Origin of the sequence: Paenibacillus sp. FSL R5-0470 (genome assembly GCF_037975205.1) — a bacterium.
Classification (GTDB): domain Bacteria; phylum Bacillota; class Bacilli; order Paenibacillales; family Paenibacillaceae; genus Paenibacillus_AQ.
The window spans coordinates 3,299,685-3,321,816 of the sequence record NZ_CP150238.1 but is presented as its reverse complement, the minus strand read 5'-3'; the positions used below and the strand labels follow the sequence as shown (position 1 = coordinate 3,321,816).

Below are 22,132 nucleotides of genomic sequence, written 5' to 3'. Positions count from 1 at the left end.
GGACATAAATGAAAGCGATTACCTCAAAAGCTCAACCGGAGCTGAAGAAGCCTGCTTCACGCTTTTGGCCAACTTTTATACAGCAGAAATACCTCTATATGATGGCCTTCCCATTTGTGCTCTGGGCATTTGTATTTAATTATTTGCCTTTATGGGGCTGGACGATGGCTTTTCAGAAATACAAACCCGGGAAATCCTTTTTCGATCAAAAATGGGTCGGCTTACAGTACTTCAGAGAGCTTTTTCAGGATGATCAATTCTTTAATGCACTTCGCAATACACTCGCTATGAGCATCATGGGCTTGTTGGCTGGATTCATTATTCCCATCATTTTTGCTATCCTTCTGAACGAGCTACGGCTTCAGTTTCTGAAACGGTTTGTACAGACAGTCTCCTATCTCCCCCACTTCGTATCTTGGGTGGTTGCTGCCGGAATTATTACCAAGATGCTCTCTACCGATAACGGTGCGGTAAACGACCTGCTGCTAAGTCTTCATCTAATTAGTGAACCTATACAATTCATGGCTAAAGGTCATTTATTCTGGGGGATCGTCACAGCTTCTGATGTTTGGAAGGAAACCGGGTGGAACACAATCATTTACCTTGCAGCTATCTCAGGTATAGGTCCAGAGCTTTATGAAGCAGCAAGAGTAGACGGTGCAAGTCGCCTGCAGCAAGTACGAAACATTACACTTCCAGGTATTCAGACAACCATCATTATTCTCCTCATTATTTCCATCGGGCATTTAATTAGCATTGGGTTCGAGAAGCAGTTCCTGCTAGGCAATAACCTGGTGCGCGACTACTCACAGACGCTGGATCTCTACTCATTGAACTACGGGCTCGGCATGGGCCGCTTCTCCTTCGGTACAGCCATTAATATCTTCAATTCTGTGGTAAGTGTGATTCTGCTGTTTGTCGCCAACGGGATATTCAAAAAAATAACAAAAGAAAGCATCATATAGGAGGCCCTTATGCTAAGTAAAAAACTGGCCGCCGTGTCATGGTCGGACCGCATATTCGATCTGGTAGTCTATATTGCGATCACTGTAGTGACCATAGTTACGCTATATCCTTTTCTGAATGTGTTGGCAATTTCCTTTAACGACTCCACAGACAGCATTAAGGGTGGAATTACGATATATCCACGCGTCTTCACTATTAAGAACTATGAGACGATCTTCGCCTATTCCGGGCTGATGACCGGACTCAAAATCTCTATATTACGTACGGTGATTGGCACGATTCTTGGGTTGGTTAGTGCCTCCATGTTAGCTTTCACTCTGAGTCGGGTAGACTTCCAAGCCCGAAAGTTCGTCTCTACATTTCTCGCGCTTACGATGTATGTCTCAGGTGGTCTCATCCCTGGCTACATCCTGATTAAAGATCTTCATATGATAGGAACCTTTAGCGTGTATGTCCTCCCCGGTCTAGTCAGCGCATTTAATGTATTTGTCATCCGTTCCTTTATCGATGGCTTGCCCTATGCACTGCAGGAATCCGCTAAGTTGGACGGTGCTAATGACTTCACGATTTATTGGCGGGTTATTCTTCCGCTGACCAAACCTGCGCTGGCAACCATCGCTCTCTTCCTCGCCGTTGGCCAATGGAATTCATGGCTTGATACTTATCTTTACAATGGTTCCAAGGATGCGTTGACTACTCTTCAGTTCGAGCTAATGAAGGTCATACAGAGTACGACAACTAATGCGGACAATTTCCGAGGTCGCAATATGACAGAGGTTATGGCACAAATTTCTCCGGAATCAGTCAAAATGGCAATCACGATCGTAGTCACTGTGCCTATTCTAATCGTCTATCCGTTTTTGCAGCGCTACTTTGTTAAAGGTATGACTTTGGGTTCAGTAAAGAGTTAGTACGCTAATGGTATAAACAGGCTCAGCCTGTATACACAATACATTTTTTGACCAGAAAAAGGGAGGGTTTCTATTCATGACAAGAAATACAGTAAAATCGCATGTGATGTTGATGGTCTTGACTTTAATAATTAGTGTGCTGGCAGGTTGTAGCGGATCAAGCAACAAAACGGCTGATAACAACGTAGTAACTAAACAATCGAATGAAGTTAGTGCCACTACTGAACCTACCGCGGAAGCAACTGCACAAGCCGAAAATTTAAGCCCGCTTACACTCTCCTTCTTCGCTGAAGATCCAAATCCGAACTGGAACAATATGAAAGACGACATCAGTAAAGTGATTACAGAGAAAACAGGCGTCACACTCGATGCGGAATTTGCGGTAGGTGATCCACAACAAAAAATCGCCTTAATCGCTGCTGGTGGTGATTATCCGGATATCATCTCTGCCAAAGCTGATATCGGTAAACTTGTAGATGCTGGAGCAGTCATCGATTTAACGGAGTTAATCGACAAGTATGCACCAAATATTAAACATGTGCTTGGTGACAACCTTGCCCGGGCAAAGTACACGAATGAAGACCAATCGATTTATGCCATTCCTACCTGGGCAGCGGTTGATGAGAAGAAATTCGTGGCTGGCGGTGGATTTGAGCTTCAACATCGCGTCTTGAAGGAAGCCGGATACCCTGAAATCAGAACAGTCACCGATTATGAGAATGTAATTAAAGCCTATCTTGAGAAACATCCAACTGATGAGAACGGCAACAAGAACATCGGAGTCTCCCTGAACGCGGATGATTGGCATATGTACATTTCCGTCACTAACCCTGCTGTTGCAACGACAGGCGGTTCGGATGACGGGGAATATTACGTAGATCAACAGACACATGAGGCGATCTACCACTTTCGCCGTCCGGAGGAGAAAGAGTATTTCCGCTGGCTGAATCATATGAATGATATCGGATTGCTAGACAAAGAGAGCTTCGTGCAAAAGTATGACCAGTACAAAGCTAAAGTAGCCACAGGACGTGTGCTTGGCTTGATTGATCAAGATTGGGATTATAATGATGCTCAACAAGCGTTGAAAACGGCAGGAAAGTTCGATCAAACTTATGGTCATTATCCGGTAACATTAACGAAAGAATACAAGGAAACTAGCTTCTGGCCTACCGGCTTCATGGGTGGTTATGGCATCTCGATCTCCAGCACAAATCCGGATCCGATTCGTACAATTAAGTTCCTGGATTTTCTCGCTTCTGACGAAGGACAAATCTTGAATAACTGGGGAATTGAAGGTAAGCATTACGTGGTAGAGAACGGCAAACGGATCGTTCCGACAGATGTACAAGATCGCATCAACAATGACAACACAGCCTTCACCAAGGAAACAGGAATTGGCTTCTACTGGAATATGATGGTTCATTACGGAGACGGCGCTAAAGATGCAAGTGGAAATTATTACACTAAAAACTTCCCGGAACAACTTGTACTTGGGTATAGCGATGTTGAGAAAGAAACTTTAGCTGCCTACAAGGCCACCACTTGGAAGGATCTATTCCCGAAAGAAGAAGAATTCACTGAAAAGGCCTATGGTGCAGCGTGGAATATCGCGATTCCAGGTGAAGATGAGGTCACCATTTTAGGTAACAAAATGAGAGATATTACATGGAAACGTATTCCGGAAGCCATTCTTGCCAAACCAGCAGATTTCGATAAAATCTGGGCTGACTACATGGCAGCTTTGGAGAAAGCCGGAGTAGAAAAAATGGAAAAAGGCTACACCAAATATGTGCAGGATCGTGTTGCCTTATGGAGCGCTAAATAATAACACTTTGAGCCGAGCGGATATCCGCTCGGCTCTTTACGTTTTGCACTGCTCAATTCTCCAGAATAAATCACCTCCAAGAATGGCATTATAAGGTAGACGGTGGGTCCGGTTTATTTAGGAGGATGAGGAAAATCAAAACAAATATTACGTTTATTCAATCCATCATGATTATTATGCTGAGTACAGGCCTTCTAAATCATGTCATTATCATCCCCATCCTATTGGACGCGGCAAAACGTGACGCCTGGATCTCAGTGCTGCTTGCTGGGGCATGTGCGCTAGTTTGGATCTTTATCCTGCACATTTGTACTACTAAAATCAAAAAACAGCATCTTTTCGCTTGGCTGGCTAAAGCTTACCCTCCTATCGTGAGCCGTATTCTTGCGGTAGTCGCTAGTGTATATTTGTTTGTCTTATGCATGATTACAACTAGAGACACTGTATACTGGGTGCATCTGACCTTCTCACCAGAGACACCTATACTGGTCCTTACGTTCGTATTACTTTTGATTTCTGTGATAAATGCTTATTTAGGTATTCACTCCCTCGCGAATACCGCTGCTATTTTGCTGCCTTTTGTTATTATATTGGGTTTTTTTATAATGTTCTCTAATACAACTCATAAAGATTATTCCTTATTAAGACCGATGCTTGAGCACGGTATGCAGCCCGTTTGGAAAGGGAGCGTGTACGTAGGAGCAGGTTTTGTTGAGGTCATCGTGCTTTTCTTTATGCAACATCACATCAAATCGCGATTGTCATATCTATCGTTTATGATCATGATCCTGCTTATCTTAGGTCTAACCATGGGTCCGATAATTGGTGCAATTGTTGAATTTGGTCCGGATGAGGCTGATAAACTCAGATTTCCCGCGTATGAAGAATGGAGATTGCTGACGATTGGAAGATACATTGAGCATCTTGATTTTTTTAGCGTTTATCAATGGTTCAGTGGTGCTTTTCTGAGAATTTCTCTAACAATGTTTCTAATTCTCGATATACTCCAAATTCAAAGCAAAAAAGTGAAAATGTTGGTTCTTGGAAGCATATCTTTTGCTATTGTAGTGTTCACAGCCATTCCATTTAGTGACCAATTTTTTCTGAGTATGTTAGCTCACTATGTACTTCCCTTTTCTTTATGGGGGGTACTCGCTTTTTCTGTAATTATTGCAGGGCTGATTAGCTTGGCTCAACGAAAGGGGAAAGCAACATCATGAAAGAGCCTGAGCAAAAGGAATCCAATACGTTCGAGGATGTGTTCACACGAGTATTTGGTTCAAGTTCAGACATTAAGAGACTAACTATCTCTTTATCTGACTCGGACAATGCCGTTCAAATGGTGTATTGCAAGGGGTTGTGCGATGAAATCAAAGTGGAAGAATATATCATCCCGGAATTAAAAAAGATCCCGGAATCTATTCTCACATCGAATGAACTCGATCTTATGCAAAAGGTTCCGTTTCACATGACCCCCCTTCCATCAAAAGAGATTAATGCTTCAATGATTGATACTGTGCTTAATGGTGATCTTTTCCTTCTTTTTACGCCATCGAATCAATACTATGTTGTGAAATTGGCTGATCCACCTAAACGGCAACCTGAAGAACCCAATACAGAAGTGTCCACAAGAGGGCCTAAGGATGGTTTTACGGAAGAATCATTTACCAATATTGCCCTTATTCGAAAAAGACTTAAGACAGAATTATTGGCTGTTGAACAATTCAGTATTGGAATACAAACCGCGACTGAAGTTCATCTTTTATATCTCAAGGAGACGATTAAACCTCATGTACTAGATGAGATCAAGTCAAAACTAACCGGCATTCAAATCCAGGGATTGGTGAGTAGCACCCAGCTTGAAGAAAGTCTGACTGGGTTTTCATTTTTTCCATTATTCGCATATACGGGCAGACCTGACTATGCTGCGAATTCACTGCTTCATGGCAAATTTGTGCTTTTGACAAATGGTTCGCCTACTGTGATTATAGCGCCAGTGAGCTTTAGCTTCTTGTTGAATACTTCGGAAGATGCACATATGGTAAATATCTTTGTTGCTTTTACTAGGTTATTAAGAGTCCTAGGGGTTATGCTTTCCTTGTTTTTGCCGGGCTTTTGGATCGCGCTTACTACGTTTCATCAAGATCAAATCCCCTTTACGCTGCTTGCAACGTTAGTAAATTCGAGACAAGGCGTGCCTCTTCCGGCTCCCTTGGAGGCGATTGTGATGCTCATTTTGTTTGAGATTTTTCGGGAAGCAGGGATGAGATTACCTACTGCTTATGGCCAGACCTTATCGGTAGTTGGTGGTTTAATTATCGGTCAGGCAGCCATAAGCGCCGGCATTGCAGGTCCAGGTACGATTGTAGTTATAGCCATTTCAGTATTGGCAACCTTTACATTGGTCAACCAGTCATTAGTTAGCGTTGTTAGCTTGCTTCGAATTGCTATTCTCATCATTAGCGGGTTTCTGGGGTTGTTTGGTACGATGACATGTCTGCTTGCACTGATCCTCTTTATGGTCAATTTACGTTCTTTCGGCACCTACTATCTTTCTCCTCTATCCCCGCCTCAATGGAAGGATTTTTATAAAGTTATTTTCAGAATGCCGTGGGGAAAGGGAAAGTTCACGGACAATACGGGAAATAAAGGACGAGATCGATCATGAAATTGATCCGGTGCATGCTTGTTACTGCTCTGCTCTCCATGCTGCTTACAGGTTGTTGGGGATCAAAAGAAATTGAGCATATGATCTATGTGAATACATTAGGCGTCGATTATGTAGATAACAAAGTCGTTGTTTATATTCAAATGGTTAACTTTAGTGGCATTGCGAAAAAAGAGGCCGGGCAGAGCCAGGAACAAAAAACTTTCATAGGGAAAGCAGAAGGAGATTCGTTTGATGCGGCAATATTTAATTTATATGCCACTAGTCCACAAAGAATTATCTGGAGTAATGTGAAAACAATCGTATTTAGTGAAGCAGCGCTAAAGAAGGGTAGCGTCATCAATCAAGTATTGGACGTTTGGGATCGATATTATGAATTTCGATATACCGTTTGGACCATGGCAACCAACGAACCCATGGAAGAAGTGCTGAATACCCCGTCGATCGCCGATCTGTCAGTGATCTACTCGCAGCTTAACAGTCCCATGCGAACCTATGAACAGAGCTCGGTTATCGCTCCATTGTATCTGTACAAGTTTATATGGAAATGGAGAGAGAAAGCCGAAACGGTTCGATTACCTTTTCTTGAAGTTGCGCCAGACTGGACCAGTAATAAGGAACCTTCCCCTAACATTAGCATGTCGGGGATCTGCTTTCTGCAAAATGAGCAATTTCGTGGTTGCCTGAAGTCTAAAGAGATATTAGGGGTTCGATGGCTGGAAAAAAAGACGCAACGAACGCCTCTGATAATCAAAGATGACAAAGAAGTACTTGCTGTGATCGTCATGAACAAAGTTAAATTCTCTATTCAACCCAAGATGAAGCATGGCAAACCTATCTTCGATATTAAAGTGTCTATGCAGGGCACTCTTCCGGAATTGAGCGCAATCCTTAATCGAAAAGATATTGAACTGAAAGCGATAAAAGTAATTGATGATCAGATTAGGGAAACTTACTTGAAAGGTTTAGAAATAAATGCCGATGTATATGGACTCTCAGGCATATTCTATCGTAATCTTCCAAAAGAGTGGAACAAACTGAATGATAAAGGAATCTTACCGCTCGATTCAAGCAGCATCGAAAAGATTGATATCAAGGTGAATCTGATCAGTGGTGGGATATCTAAGATTGAGTAAACTCAGATGAAATGATCAAATAAAGGCTGAAGAACAACTTTTAATTATTAAAAGTTGTTCTTCAGCCTTTTTATTTGAAATGATTAAACGACAGGTTTCGCACGCACAGTATAATTCTTCCTGTATATGTAACTTTCTTCTCAATAGTTATTTTTAGTGCCTTTACACCGCTCCCTCAGAAGGAGGAATTCATAGTCACAACGAATAAACAGTATATCAAATTCTTTCTAAACTATCGGGAGGGCTAATATGCTGGATGTAAAGGATATTTTACTGCAATTATTGTTTGCCCTAACCCCTTTTGTCCTTTATACCATTTACTATCGTGACAAAGCCGTTAACTATTCAAAACAATTTATCACGATCACCTGCATGATATGTCTTTTTATGTCGATGACCTTTCCTGCTAGTATACAAGATGGAATCATATTCGACATTCGTTACGTGATCATGTTTTTCGGAATGGTGTATGGAGGCATAACTACTGGAGTTTTTCTTATCGTTGAGTTTCTAGTATACCGCCTCCTTATAGGTGGACAGGGACTATTTTCAGCGATAATTATTCTCTCCATCACTTTCTCCTTATCCGCATTGTTATCCAATCTATACCGTCGCCGTTCCGAGTACCGAAAGCTTATTACACTCATTGCAGGGATATGCTTTTCCATTATTCCAATAGGTACTATGTTTGCAACGGAATACCAATACACGATACAGCATTTAAAGTTCAATATCCTCGTTATGCCAGTACAAAATTTCCTCGGAATTTGGATATTGATTTCCCTTTTTAATAAAGCAGTTTCTGATAAGGAATTATATCTCAGGTATCTTCAAAGTGAAAAATCGGAAACGATTGCTCATGTCGCGGCCTCTCTAGCCCATGAAGTCCGTAATCCACTTACAGCGGTTATGGGATTCTTAAAATTATTGAAGGATGATTCGATCACAAGAGAAAAGAGTCAGAAATATATTGAAATTTGCCTTGAAGAGATTAAGCGGACAGAAGTTATTCTTTCTGAATATTTATCGATAGCCAAACCCAATCATTCAATAGTAGAGAAAATTGAACTTGTGCAGCAAATCTGCTCAATTGTAGATATCATAACGCCGTACGCCAATATGAATAACGTTACTTTGGAGATGCACCCCTTGGAGGATAAACTATATGTATCTGCAAATCCTACTGAAATCAAACAACTATTCATAAATTTCATCAAAAACGCGATAGAAGCTTGCACTGTTCATTCATCAGGTATTGTGAGCATTCGTATCGAGCGTCAATCCCAATTCGCAAAAATAATAATAATGGATAATGGGGTTGGTATGAGCAGCGAGCAGATGGATCGACTGGGAAGCATTTATTTTTCAACTAAAAGCAAAGGTACCGGATTGGGTCTTACGCTTTCTTATCAACTGATCCGTTCGATGAACGGTGATGTAAATGTACGAAGTAAATCAGGAGAAGGAACTGAATTTATTCTCTCGATTCCATTAACTGACTGAGTACATAGATGCTCCAACGCAACAAAAAAACTCGGCTCAAACTTATCGTTTGAACCGAGCCTATTTAATATTACTTAATTCATAAACTTCAAATATTGCAAAATCTGTTTAATCATCAACGCTGCCTCAGCACGTGTTGCTACGTCTTGCGGTGCAAATGTTGTTCCTGTTTTCCCTTTGATTAATCCTTTCTCTGCCGCTTCTGTTACCGCTTCGCTAGCATAATCAGAGATTTGGTCCTGATCGGCAAATGGAGTCCGGATTTGAGCTTCTGCTCTATAATCTCTTTGAATGAGCTGAACGGCTTTCATGATCATCACGACCATTTGCTCTCTTGTAATCTGTGTATCCGGACTAAACTTCCCTTCGCCAACGCCTTGAACCAAACCGAGTTTCGCTGCTGTATTCACGTCCTCCGCATACCACGCCGTGGCACTAACATCTGCAAATACATTCGATAATGACTCCGTAGTTAACCCTATTCCTCTTACCAACAATGCCGCAAATTGAGCACGTGTAACTTGGCCTGCTGGTGCAAACGTCCGATCCGACATTCCGTTAATGATCAGTTTAGATGCCAACGTCTCAACATCCTTTTGCGCCCAATGTCCCATCATGTCATCGAATGTTTTCTTGTTCTGAACGATAGCGTATATGCCATTTAGTTGACCGAATATTGAGACTTCAGTCTTGCCGTTCTTCATAGTGAACACCGATGGCACGAATCGCAATTGTCCTGTAAGCGGATCGATCATAACTGCGGTTGCAGTCGAAGGATCTTGAATGACACCATTCATATACATAACGCGCGTCACAAAAGAATTTCCCAGATGTTGGATCTCTTCTTCTTTATCATTCGATTTAAGAATGACTTTAAATGCGATGATGTCACTTATCCGCTTCAAGCCTTTTTCTAATTTAGAGTGTTCGAACTTTTGATCCTGCTGTGAAGTCAAATTATCGATTCGAATGACTAAGGTAGCACGCTCATCTTTAGCAGCCTTCTCCACATCCTCACGATTCAGAATGGAAAGCGGAAGGTCATAAGAACCCAAATGACTTCGTAAGGTGAAAATAGTTTCGCTACTTCCTTTCATACTGTTGTACAGAATTGGAAGAGGGAACTCTACAGCGTTCAAGTCATGCTCTCCTGGAATTTCAAAATGAAGAACCGAACGATCCTTAGCTGCCATGAGATCAGCTAATTTCTGTGCCAATCGCTTGCTATCAATGACCGCCGTCACCGACGTGTGGCCGTCTTGCGTTGAGATCCGTAGTTCCGTTTCTTTCAGTTCATAGCGATTCGGATCTTCTTTGACTTGTGGCGTAGTTGTGTTTCCACTGCTGTTGTTAATATTACTATTATCGTTACCGTTGCCATTTCCGTTTTCATTACCAGATTGATTGCTTTGTCCTGTAATGGTTATGGATTTTTCTCCAATTACTCCGGAGCCATCATTTGCAGTTACAACCACTTTTACGATGCCATCCTTAGCAGCTGTCAGCAAACCATGAACATCAATGGTCACTTTATCTGTAGCTGTTCGGCTATCAGCTTCGAATACAGCCCATGTTACCGACTTATTCGTAGCATTATCAGGCAGCACGATAGCGCCTAATTGCAGGCTTCCGTTCTTAGCAGTAATCGTAGACACATTACCCACACTAGTGATGTCAATCGTTCCAACATACACTGTTTCAGTACCCGGATCGATAATGTCCGTTTGACCACTTATGGTTATAACCATGTCTCCTTGGACACCAGAACCATCAACTGCTGTAGCTACCACCTTCACAGTCCCGTCTTTCACAGCTGTGAGCAAACCGGATACATCAATGGTTGCGATATCCGTTTCTGTTATACCATCCACTTCGTATACAGCCCATGTTACTGACTTATTCGTAGCATTAGCAGGTAGCACGGTAGTACCTAGTTTCAAAGTTCCATTCTTAGCAGTAATCGCGGACACATTTCCTGAGCTTGTGATGTTAATCGTTTCAACATTCACAGGATCAGTACCTGGATCGATAATGTCCGTTTGACCACTTATAGTAATATCCATTTCATCATGAACACCAGAGCCATCCGTTGCTGTGGCGACCACCTTCACGGTTCCATCTTTCACAGCCGTCAGCAAACCGGAGAGATCAATGTTCGCTTTGTCCGTTGCTGTTGTGCCATCTTCTTCATACACAGCCCATGTTACCGACTTATTAGCATGGGTAGGAAGTACGGTAGCGCCTAATTGGAGCGTTCCGTTCTTAGTCGTAATCACTGATGATTCACTTGTAATCGTGATCGATTGCACCATCTCATGATTGTTGATACTCTCCTCCATCGCTTGCAACGCAGCAGTTAAGTCATTCGCCGCTTGCTGCAATTGCTGCTGCGTTACTGATAAGCTGTCGCGTACTTTCTTCGCTTGATCAATGGCTTTTTGCAATGTTTGTTTTGAACCTTCTGGATACTGGCCATCTTCAGTCCCTTCAATAGCATTGTCGTGCATGCTTTGTGCACTCATGATAAGCACTTCAAGGTCTTGATAGTCTATATCCATTTCATTCTTCACGATGTTAAGCTCTGCCGCGGAAGCCAATCCACCATGACCTTCAATAGCAGTAAGTCTTAGGTATCTACTAGCGACCGGAGTGAATTCTGCGTTTTTCTCAGTGCTGTCATCATCCCAGCGCCCGCTAGTAACCGGTGTGAAGTTGACTCCATCCAAGCTTGTTAATAACTCATAAGAAGTAATATTTCCGTTTTGTGCCCCATTTTGCCTTGGCAAATACTTTAATTTCGAAATGACGTGTGTATTCCCAAGATTAAGGGTGATCGACTGTGGAAGCGGATTAGACAAATCCCACTTCGTATGCCAGATTGTCGCCGGGTTCCCATCGATGGCTTGCGAAGCATTATTATTATCACCACTTGTCTCTTCACTCGTTGCCGTAGCTGTCATTTGCGATTGCGGGATCAACGACGTATCAATCGGAACTGCGCCGTACACGTCAAATTCCCAAAAACTTGCCCAACCATCGGACATATCCGTCACATGAATTCGTACATACCTTGCGTGAGTGTTGAAATAGTCGAACTGCACTTGCTGTGAGCTTGACTTTTCTACTACGGATGCCCAGTTTACATCGTCTTCTGAAACCTCGATTTGATATCCATACTTTTTATTATCCATTTCCCACTTCACTCGAGTACCCGATAAATCGTAAATCCCCCCTAAATCTACCTTGTACCAATGTCCGACATCTCCGTCGGCCGCGCTCCAACGAGTCGTTTCATTCCCATCGTTACCAGCCGCTTCTGGGTTGTTGCTTTGATAGCTGTCTGCGGTAGCGGGCTTATTAAGCGCAACGTTCTGAGGATCACTAAAGACTTGAATTTCCTTGATCGCTGGTTTCTCTTTTCCACTGCCCCCTGCTAGTGATTCTACGGATACCCGTACATATCTAACCCCAGTTGCCGTATAGTTGTCCGGTCTCATATCTTGACCTGAGGCCGAGCGGCCCGCCATTTGTAACCATTCTTTACCGTTGGAGGAAACCTCTATTCTATAGGTGTAATAGATGTTATCCCTTCCCCAAAGGATTTTGCTGCCTGTTAAATTGTAGGAGGCACCTAGGTCCACTTGCCACCATCCAGGGGCATTGCTACTAGCCTCCCACCATGTGGCATTGATTCCGTCGTTTGCATGGATAGGCTCATTTCCAGTTACCGAACTGCTTGCGCTGACGGATTTATTCAATGCGACATTTACCAACTCTGGGCGCTGAGTCGCCTGATTTTGAAACGGAGCTACGCCAAACACTTTTAACTCGTTGAAACTAGCCTGACCGGTTTGCACACCCGTTAACGTTACGCGTACATACCGAGCATTAGCAACAAGCTTATCCCTCTGCTGTGCTGTTGCTATCGTATTTTTGGTTTTATCCAAAATGGTCGTCCAGTTCCCCTGATCTTCGGATACATCAATTTTGTACTGATTATAGGAGCTACTATTCGCCCAAACGATTTCAGATCCCGTAATGTTATAGGCTTCTCCTAAATCTACTTCCCACCATTGATCTGAATTGCTGTTTGTAGCTGTCCATCCAGTAGTGTCATCTCCATCATTTCCGTTCGTTCCTGGATTTTCGCTTTGCTCGCTGCTTGTTCTAACGGTTTTGTTTAAGGCAACATTCTCACCTTCAAACCAGTTGTCTCCTCCATCACTTCCACCGGGAACAAACATACTTTGATTTGGAACACTGGTAATTTCAGCACTTCCCGACAGCAATCCGCTCGCTGAGGCCGTTAATTTCAAAGTGCCATCCACAAGAGAAGATTTCACAAGTGCAGCGGCAACGCCACCTTCCACGGCAACCGGATTGGCAAAGGTTCGTGTCTCACCATTTCCGATGAGCCCTCCTGGGCCACTCAAGTTTAAAGAAACTGAAACATCATTTGTCGGAACTATATTGTTGTTAGCGTCCCGCACCGTAATATAAGCCATTACCAGATCGGAGCCGTCTGCAACAAGTTCCTTCCCCTTCTTATCGTACTCAACCGCCAAATGATCCGCCTGTCCCGGCGTATTCACGGTATGAGAAGCGACGACCTCACCGTCAATCAATCCATCAGCCCGCAACGTTCCTGCTGACCAAGGAACATTGTTGAAAGTAAATGTCGGATGGGCGACATACTTTAATCCGCTGTCAGGACTACGGGTATCAATCAGTTTATTATTCAAATAAAGTTTAATTTGCTGCGTATTGCTAGTTACTGTAACATTCCTAGATGAAGATGGTGTCCAATAATTAGCGATATAAACCATCGGTCCAGAGTCGATACCACTTAGCTTCACATCAGGATTACGCTGACTTTGGAAGAAATAATAATTAAATTTCGGATAACGATCCAGATCCACTAGGCCTGAATATGCCGGGTCAGAATCCATACCCCGGTTGTTGTCGCTAAAGCTCCAAACTGAATGTCCGGCTATACGTGGATTGGCATTGAGGCCCGCCCAGTCGAAGTAGCCTTCACCATTTAGCGCCTTTTGACGCATGATGATGGAGTTGAGCATGTCGGTTTCGCCCACTTTGCGGACTGATCGATATCCCGTAGGACTTGTTGCGCTTTCCGACCAATCATCTCCCCATTCCCTTGTAAAGAGTGGTTTGAATGCTGTATCTAATTCTTTGTAGTTCACATCATAAACTTCTTTTCCGAAGAATCCGTATTCTGCAGATGTGTATGTCTGATCTCCTGGATATTCTTCATGGGTAGCATTATGTGCATTTTGTGCATACTCCAGCGAGTAGAACGTTTCATTCAAGCTGGATTCCCACATAATAATACTCGGATGGTTTCGATCACGGCGTACCATATCCCGTATGGCTTGATAAGAACGCTCTTGGAAGACAGAATCTCCGAAGAACTGCCAGCCTGGCGTTGGGGCGATGACAGTCAATCCAAGCTCGTCTGCCGCATCCAGGAACGCAGGATCCTGTGGATAATGACCCGTACGCACATTATTGAAACCGCCTTCTCGAAGTTGCATAGCGTCTCTGTACTGTCCAGAGTTAGGCATTGCATTACCGACATACAAATACTCTTGGTGGCGATTTGCGCCATTTAACATTAATTTTTCACCATTGATAAGAAAACCTTGATCAGGTGTAAATTGAATGTGACGAATCCCGATACGGGTCTTATAGCTATCAACATAAGCAGCTCCATCATTCACTGCGGTATACACCGTATACAGATTAGGATGGTCAGGATGCCAAAGCTGTGGTTTGGATATCGTCGTCGATTGGACAAATGTATGATCGCTTCCCGCTCCTATTTTCTGTGGATCACTCACCATTGTAGCAACCACTTGATTATTGCTGTCTACAATCGTGGTTTTTACACTGGTGTTCTTAGCGCTCGTGTATTCATTGATGATATTCGTCTTCACCTGCACCGTCGCTTCCTCTTTGCTCACCTCTGGGTAAGTAACAAAGATGCCACCGTCCGCCACCTTATCTGCGTATATAGCATCGGAAACGTGTAAATTGTCCATGACATGCAGTTTAACATCTCGATAAAGTCCGCCGAAATATTGAAAGTCCAAACCGCTTTGCGGCTTGCCAGGTGGCGTTTGTGGGTCATCTCTGTTATCAAGCTTGACTGTAATGACGTTCGTTGCCCCCTCTAATTGAACATATTTCGTGATGTCGAATGTAAACGGGGTGTAGCCTCCGTGATGGACACCTAGATAAGTGCCATTTATCCACACTTCAGCGTTGATCATCGCACCTTCGAATTCTATAAATAGCTTCTTGCCGCTGTAAGAATTGTCGAGTGTGAAATGTCTTCGATACGTTGCAAAGCCTTGGTAACTTTGATTAGAGCCGCCGCTAATCTTTGGCTCCAGACGCACGCTATGAGGCAGATTGACTCCCTCCCAGGTGCTATCGTCAAAACCTGCCACTTGGGCTCCGCTTACATCTTCACGTTTGAATAACCAACCCGTGTTGAAATTTAATTCCTCTCGGTTCGTTGGATCAGTTGACGGGTTCTCATCATTTTGACCAGTGATGATAATAACTTTTTCACCGAAGAGAGAAGAATCATTCGTCGCCGTTGCAACGACTTTTACATTTCCATCCTTCGCAGCCGTCAACACACCAGCTGGATTGATTACCGCTTTATTTGTTGCAGTGCCATCCACTTCAAAGACACTCCAAGTCACTGGCTGATCAACCGGGAGTACGACTGCCCCTAAAGAAAGACTTCCGCCTTTAACGTTAATCCGGTTAGTTGTGCTTGTGATGGTGATAGATTTGGCATTCGAATCATTAATTTTGAGCGATTCAAAGGTTTGTAGCGCAGTATTCAAGGTATCGTAAGCCTTTTGTAACTGCTGTGATGTGATTGAAGTGCTATTAATGACTTGTTGTGCTGTTTTAATGGCCGCCTGTAGCGTTTGTTTCGAACCAGTCGGATATTGCCCTATGCTGCTTCCTTCAACGGCGCCATCATGCTTGCTTTGTGCATTCGCTATAAGCTTAACTAATTCCTGATACCCTACGTCACTAGCATCTTTGCTAACATGGAGCTCTGCCACAGATGCATAGCCTCCATGACCTGCAGTAGCAGTAAGCTTCAGGTATCTGCTTGTAATCGGATCGAATGTTGCAATTTTCTCATTGCTGTCATCACTCCAGCTTCCGCTTGTAAACCGTGTAAATGATATTCCATCCAAGCTTGTTGATAGCTCATAAGATGTAATATTTCCGTTTTGTGCCCCATTTTGTCTTGGCAAATACTTTAGTTTAGATACCATTCTTGGTTTCCCAAGATCTAAAGTTATCGATTGTGGCAACTCCGCAATAGGTTCCCATTCTGTATGCCAGATGGTTGAGGGATCTCCGTCAATGGCATTCCCCGCTTCTTCTCCGCTGTGATGACTGGTAGCTTTCGCTGTCATTTCACTTTGCGGAATCTCAGTTGCTTCTGAACCGTCAGGTGTATAATCATTCGTTCGCGTAACAACAAATCCTTGAGCTCCATCCACGGAGTCCGTGCCAGGAATCATGCGATTGAAGTTGATTTTTTTATCAACATCGCTTTCTTTAAAGCTGTTTCCCGCTATGGTAACATCCTTGGATGCATCCAAAGCAAGGTCAAAACCACCCTGATTCGCGGTATTGTTCGTAAACGTAAAGCCGTCTACACTCTTTGCATAAATCTCAGAGTTGCCGTCCGGTTTATTAAACTGGTTACCGTCAATCACGATATGACTGTGTACAGTCTTATCGGGATTCGTCAGAGAGGTGCTCGGCTCAACGCTAATCACCGCATTCCCGTTATTATTAAACGTATTGTTGCGGATCAAGACATCCTTCACCATGCCAGATTCGTACCAGCTACTCGCATCATCAGCGATCAGAATCGCACTCATCTGCATACCATTAAAGGTGTTATTCTCGATTCGGACAGGACCACGCGTTGTCACGAGAATGCCTCTAGTCGGAATCGTTTCAAACGTAGAATTCGTAATGCTAACCTTCGGTGTCCATGTAGCATTTTCCACCACATAGTCATTCTCAGTTATCAATGAAGGTACCGTCTTATCTAGCGTAAGGAGAATTTGAGTATCATTAATACGTGTTACGTTGGTGACCACAGCACTTTCCTTAGAAAGCAAAGTAGATTTATTGATGTACTCCATCGTATCCCCTACGGCAAATGCATCAAAGCCCCAGCTCTCAGGATGCATAAATTGGACCTTCACCTGATTGGATGCCGGAATCTGTACAATCTGCAGATGTGTACCATGAATATTAATGGCATCATCTTGCGCTCCAGCAAAATAGGAGTTCGACACCTGAATATCGCCTTTGCTTCCCGAAACTTGCAGGAAGTCAGCCATCGAAGCGTTTGTTCGTCCACTTCCTGCCTTAGGTGCAAAGCTCATCTTATCGATCGCTACATTTTCACTATATTGACTGACAATTCCCAGCCCCGGAACAGCGTAGAAATTGACATCAGACCACGCAATATCTTTGCTTCGATAAATCAATGCGCCTTGTTCTCTTCTAGCTGTATCCCGTAGCTGAAAAGTGTTTCCTACCGTCACATTCGGGCTTTTAGAGAAATTGAATTGCACCTCACGTTTACCGAGATCCTTCGCGCTTGTTGAGCTGTCGAGAGGATTAGCCACTCTCCAAGTTTGTTTAGTGACGGGATTATACTCTTGCACAACTCGTACATTTTGAGTTCCATTCTCTGTCCAGTTCTCTTCTCCGAACCATACTAATTGATTATTCTGAATAGAGTACCATGAGTCCTGATGTATGCTTGCTTTCATGTAGTTATCGCCTACTTCAGTAACGGTCATCTCCGAAACTACTGGACGGTTAAAATCAATGTTAATTCCATTCACCTTGATATTTGTCGCATGGTCAAATGCAATAGGCGTCATCACACCATGGAACAACAAGGTTGAGCTATTCCCACGAATGGTAAGATCATCGATATCTTTGAATAGAAGACCTACCTTTCGAGTGCTGCTTGGCGTCTGTTGGATAGTTGATGTATTTGAAATGAAATATTGCACTTTATTCGCGGTTGATGCTTTAAAGTGATAAGTATCCGTCGGAAAGTCTAGAATAACAGGCTTTTGCGCCTTCTTAACAGCCTCAATTGCTGCTCTAACCGCATCCCCTGCGTCTTCCCCTTTATAATTCAAAGTTATCACACTATAGTTAACCCCATTAATTGTTTCTTTCGTTTGTTGATAATAATCTTCGGATTTATTCACGCCCTTAACTACACGAGACTGAATATCCGCACGGTCGACTGAAATAAATGTGTTATTTGCATTGGCAATCTTCTGATCTGTCACCCGGATTTTGAGCACATGTTCCTGATTCAACATCTCCGAGCTTTCAAAAAGCAGTTGTTGATCTAAACGCGAAGAGGCGTAAGTATCAACCAGTTGTTCAGGACCATCGTCGATGGAAAACGCAACCATCCCCTGATTATCGTTCTTAGCTCCATACAATTGCACCTTTGAGCCAGTAAAACGCAAAAGTGCGTATGAACCCGCCTTGTTAGAGTAGTGGTTGTCACGACTGAATGCCCCACCTTCGGAAGTAGTATAGTCCCAACCTGAACTGTATACAAACTGATCACTTCCTGATCCAGTTGCATTGTCGTTCACGGTTCTATCTAACGAAAATACAAACTTCTGATTATTTCCTGTTCCGGCTTTATTTTGCACGAATTGTTCACCGTTTGATAAACGGTTATCAGGCATTTCAATGACTTTGCCACTAGCCCGGTTTTTCAATTGAAAGTAACCATCACCTACATCTACGACAGACCATTCATCTTTGTAGTTCGTATCACCGATGAAAGTGGCTTGAATAATTCCCGCACCATCTGCTGTTGAAGCATTCTCTACAGCCAATGCTTTTGAACTGCTCATTGAAATTATTTTGTAATAGCCTGGATCTGTCTTCATAAACATCCATTGCTGATTCCAGCCTGAACCTGCAGTCCATTGTATGATTGCGGCCCCGTCTGCTTTTGAATCTTCATTTACGTCCATACGAAGATTGCTGTGTTGAACCGTTAGATTGAACTTCTGCTGATCATATAAATCTCTTACAGGATCTATTTTCAATAATTGCTCATCTGAATCTGTTATTGAAGTTTGGATCAGCTGTGCCCCATTCTCTGTGTTGCCTGATGCCGTAAGTGCTTTATCGCTATTGCGATTAACCAACTGATAATAACCGTTCCCTTTATCTACGAGTAGCCATTCATCATTATATGATTTGTCTGATGTATAGGTTTGCTGTACAAGCTTCGCACCATCATCCTTTGATGAATCTAATACGGCAATCGCTTTTTTACTCGTGTTATTAGTAATTTTGTAGTAGCCATCACTTACACTTTCTAAATACCACTGCTGACTGCTAGATAACGAATCTGCCATTTGAATAACTGCTGCTTGCTCTTGCTCCGATGCCCCTTCAATGTCCAGTAAATGACCGCTGTTCTTCATTGTCATCTTATACATTTGTCCGTCTTGAAGAGGAATTGAAACAATCGAGTAAACGTCTCCAACTTGTGTGTCGAAGGAAATTTGATTGTTATTGTCTACAGTATAATTTACCTTCTCCCCAACCTGATTTATGACACTTGCACCCGCTATGTTTGGATAGGCAATCACTGCACGATTACCTTTGTTTGATTTGACGCTGATATTTGTAGCTCTTGAATGGTACCATTTCACACTAACCTCAAATCCCCCGCGGGCAACTAAGCCTGAATAGCTTCCTTCTGGCCATGATGCAGGAAGCGCCGGCAAAACATCAATATTATCCAAATGGCTTTGCAGCAGCATTTCAGACATACCGGACGTAGCACCAAAGTTGCCATCGATTTGGAAAGGTGGATGCGTATCGAACAAGTTATTTAATGTACTTCCGGTAAGCTGACCTTCCAGAATGGTATGTGCATGTGTACCATCTTGCGCACGAGCCCACATGTTAATTTTGTTAGCTTTGCTCCACCCTGTACCTTCGTCTCCACGATGCTGTAACGACACTTTAGCTGCTTCCATGAGCTCGGGTGTATTTTTGTTAATTTGCTTGCCAGGATACAAGGCAACTAATTGAGACAAGTGACGATGCTTGTTATTAGGATCGTCGATGTCTTCTTTCCATTCTTGAATTTGACCATACTTTCCAATCTTAATTGGAGATACTTGTTTTAATTTACTTTGGACTTCCGCACGAAAATCAGAATCAACAGCTAAGGTTGTACTAGCCTCCAAATAATTAGTAAATAAGTCTTGTACAAGCTGCTGATCGTAAGCACATCCTGTGCTGATCGTACCTTGTTCTGGAGAAAAACAAGGTGTGGATACCAATGTTCCATCTGAGTCTTCTACTAAAAACTTAGTCCAAAATTGTGCCGTTTCCTTCAAAATTGGATAAACTCGTGACTTCAGTAGATCAATATCTCCAGAAAATTTATAACTCTCCCAAATATTATTTGCTATAAAAGCATTGGATGCCGGCGACCAGCCCCAATCAAAATCCCATCCAGGCGCAGTATATCCGAATGGATTATTCGCTACTCCAACCGACCACGCTCCAGAAATGCCATAATACTTCTCAGAAGAAACTCGCCCTGGAGTACGAAGCGAATCTATGTAATCGATCAGTGGTGTCATTGTCTCCGAGAGATTCGTTACCATCGCTGGCCAATAGTTCATTTGAATATTGATATTAAAATGATGATCGCTGCTCCAAGGCGCTCTATTTGAATCATTCCATACGCCCTGTAAGTTGGCCGGTAGTGAACCCGGACGAGAAGATGAAATTAACAAATATCGCCCATATTGATAAAATAAAACCTCGAGCGCTTTACTTTTCGTTCCCGCATAGGTGGCTAAGAGCTCGTCTGTCGGAATCGTAGGTTTAGACTCCCCCAAATCTAGTTTCACACGATCAAACAAAGACTTATAATCTTTCTTGTGATTCTCAAGTAGTGTTTCGTAAGATTTACTCTCTGCGGCATCTAATATCGCCACTTCCTCATTATGCGGATCAGTTCCTCTATAAGTTGGATAGCTGTTGGCATAGTTGGTGCCTAATGACGTAAGAATAGTTAGCGAATCTACATTCACTGCATGGATCATTCCGTTACCTGGTGTTATATTTCCACCTTGATTTAGGACGCGGAAGTTACCTTCATATAGCATATTGTTGTCTAGTACATTACCCCTAATATTAATGTTGTTGCCATTCGCCGTGACGGTCCCTCCCTGAGCACTTGTCGGGCGTACATCCAAGGACAGCTTACCCGGCTGATTGGCTGTCAGGCGAGTAACCATTACTTTATCTGGATAACTGACAAAGTATTCTCGTGTATACTCTACTCCATCCAGCGTGTATTTAACTCGAGATATCGCGTCTTCAAGATCAAGCTCCCGGCGATAATTCTCTACATTGGTTGTTGAAGACTTCTCAAAGTCCAGGTACAAGTCACCAAAGGTTAGATAACTTCCTAAACCTTCATTCAAACCTGTAAGATTCTCATCCGCTTCTTTGTGAGCACCATCGATATCCCCCTCGCGGAGTTTAGCTCGGACACTCTCTAAATGATCTTCACCACCCTCGCGATTACCGAATGTATACGGGTTAGAAGTTGTTGGTTCATCCGTGGAAGGCCAAGTATATACAAAAGAAGAACCTGGACCACCAGACCACAACGTTTTTTCATTTAACTGAATGCGTTCTTGCTCGATGCCACCGAAGATCATCCCTCCCATAAGGCCATTGCCAATTGGAAGCGCATCAGTTTCCCAATTTATCGCCGGTTGTCGGTACCATAGGGACAATTTATTCTCCGGAGCATCAGACATTCTATTGATTGCGCTTACAGGTTCTGCTTTAGCTATGGGAACTGATATAGGATTCTGAATAATTAAGCTCAATGATAAAGCGCTCACAGTCAAACGTTTAGCTAAAGGTTTGATTTTAATCAAGATCATTCACTCCTCCTTATAACTAGTTGATAATCATTGTGCTCGGTTCACAGTTCAGTGTGAGCCGA

8 protein-coding genes are annotated in these 22,132 nt (G+C 43.0%); 7 read left to right on the top strand and 1 reads right to left on the bottom strand.

The annotated features are described in order from the left end of the window. The first annotated feature begins 8 nt into the window (after positions 1 to 8). The 7 genes from MKY99_RS14555 (at position 9) to MKY99_RS14525 (ending at position 9,012) form a co-directional block, all read left to right on the top strand. Positions 9 to 965 carry an ABC transporter permease subunit gene (locus MKY99_RS14555; RefSeq protein ID WP_339271294.1) on the top strand — a complete coding sequence of 319 codons (957 nt, stop codon included), beginning with the start codon at positions 9 to 11 and terminating at the stop codon, positions 963 to 965. 9 nt (positions 966 to 974) lie between these two features. Further along, entirely contained in the window at positions 975 to 1,877 is a 903-nt protein-coding gene (locus MKY99_RS14550) for a carbohydrate ABC transporter permease (RefSeq protein WP_339271292.1), read from the top strand. Between the two features lie 76 nt (positions 1,878 to 1,953). Then, complete coding sequence (locus MKY99_RS14545; RefSeq protein ID WP_339271290.1) at positions 1,954 to 3,705, top strand: ABC transporter substrate-binding protein; 1,752 nt, start codon at positions 1,954 to 1,956, stop codon at positions 3,703 to 3,705. A 125-nt stretch (positions 3,706 to 3,830) separates the two neighbouring features. Then, entirely contained in the window at positions 3,831 to 4,925 is a 1,095-nt protein-coding gene (locus MKY99_RS14540) for an endospore germination permease (protein WP_339271288.1), read from the top strand. Further along, the gene (locus MKY99_RS14535; RefSeq protein WP_339271286.1) at positions 4,922 to 6,373 is read left to right on the top strand and encodes a spore germination protein; all 1,452 of its coding nucleotides are present in this window, start codon (positions 4,922 to 4,924) and stop codon (positions 6,371 to 6,373) included. Before MKY99_RS14540 ends, MKY99_RS14535 begins: the two co-directional genes overlap by 4 nt. After that, positions 6,370 to 7,509, top strand: a complete 1,140-nt coding sequence (locus tag MKY99_RS14530; RefSeq protein WP_339271283.1) for a Ger(x)C family spore germination protein — start codon at positions 6,370 to 6,372, stop codon at positions 7,507 to 7,509. Before MKY99_RS14535 ends, MKY99_RS14530 begins: the two co-directional genes overlap by 4 nt. 249 nt (positions 7,510 to 7,758) lie before the next feature. Beyond that, entirely contained in the window at positions 7,759 to 9,012 is a 1,254-nt protein-coding gene (locus MKY99_RS14525; protein WP_339271282.1) for a HAMP domain-containing sensor histidine kinase, read from the top strand. Between the two features lie 74 nt (positions 9,013 to 9,086). Here MKY99_RS14525 and MKY99_RS14520 read toward each other — a convergent pair whose 3' ends face one another. Continuing rightward, positions 9,087 to 22,070 (bottom strand): discoidin domain-containing protein, encoded by a 12,984-nt coding sequence (locus tag MKY99_RS14520; RefSeq protein WP_339271281.1) that lies wholly within the window; start codon positions 22,068 to 22,070, stop codon positions 9,087 to 9,089. Between the last annotated feature and the right edge of the window lie 62 nt (positions 22,071 to 22,132).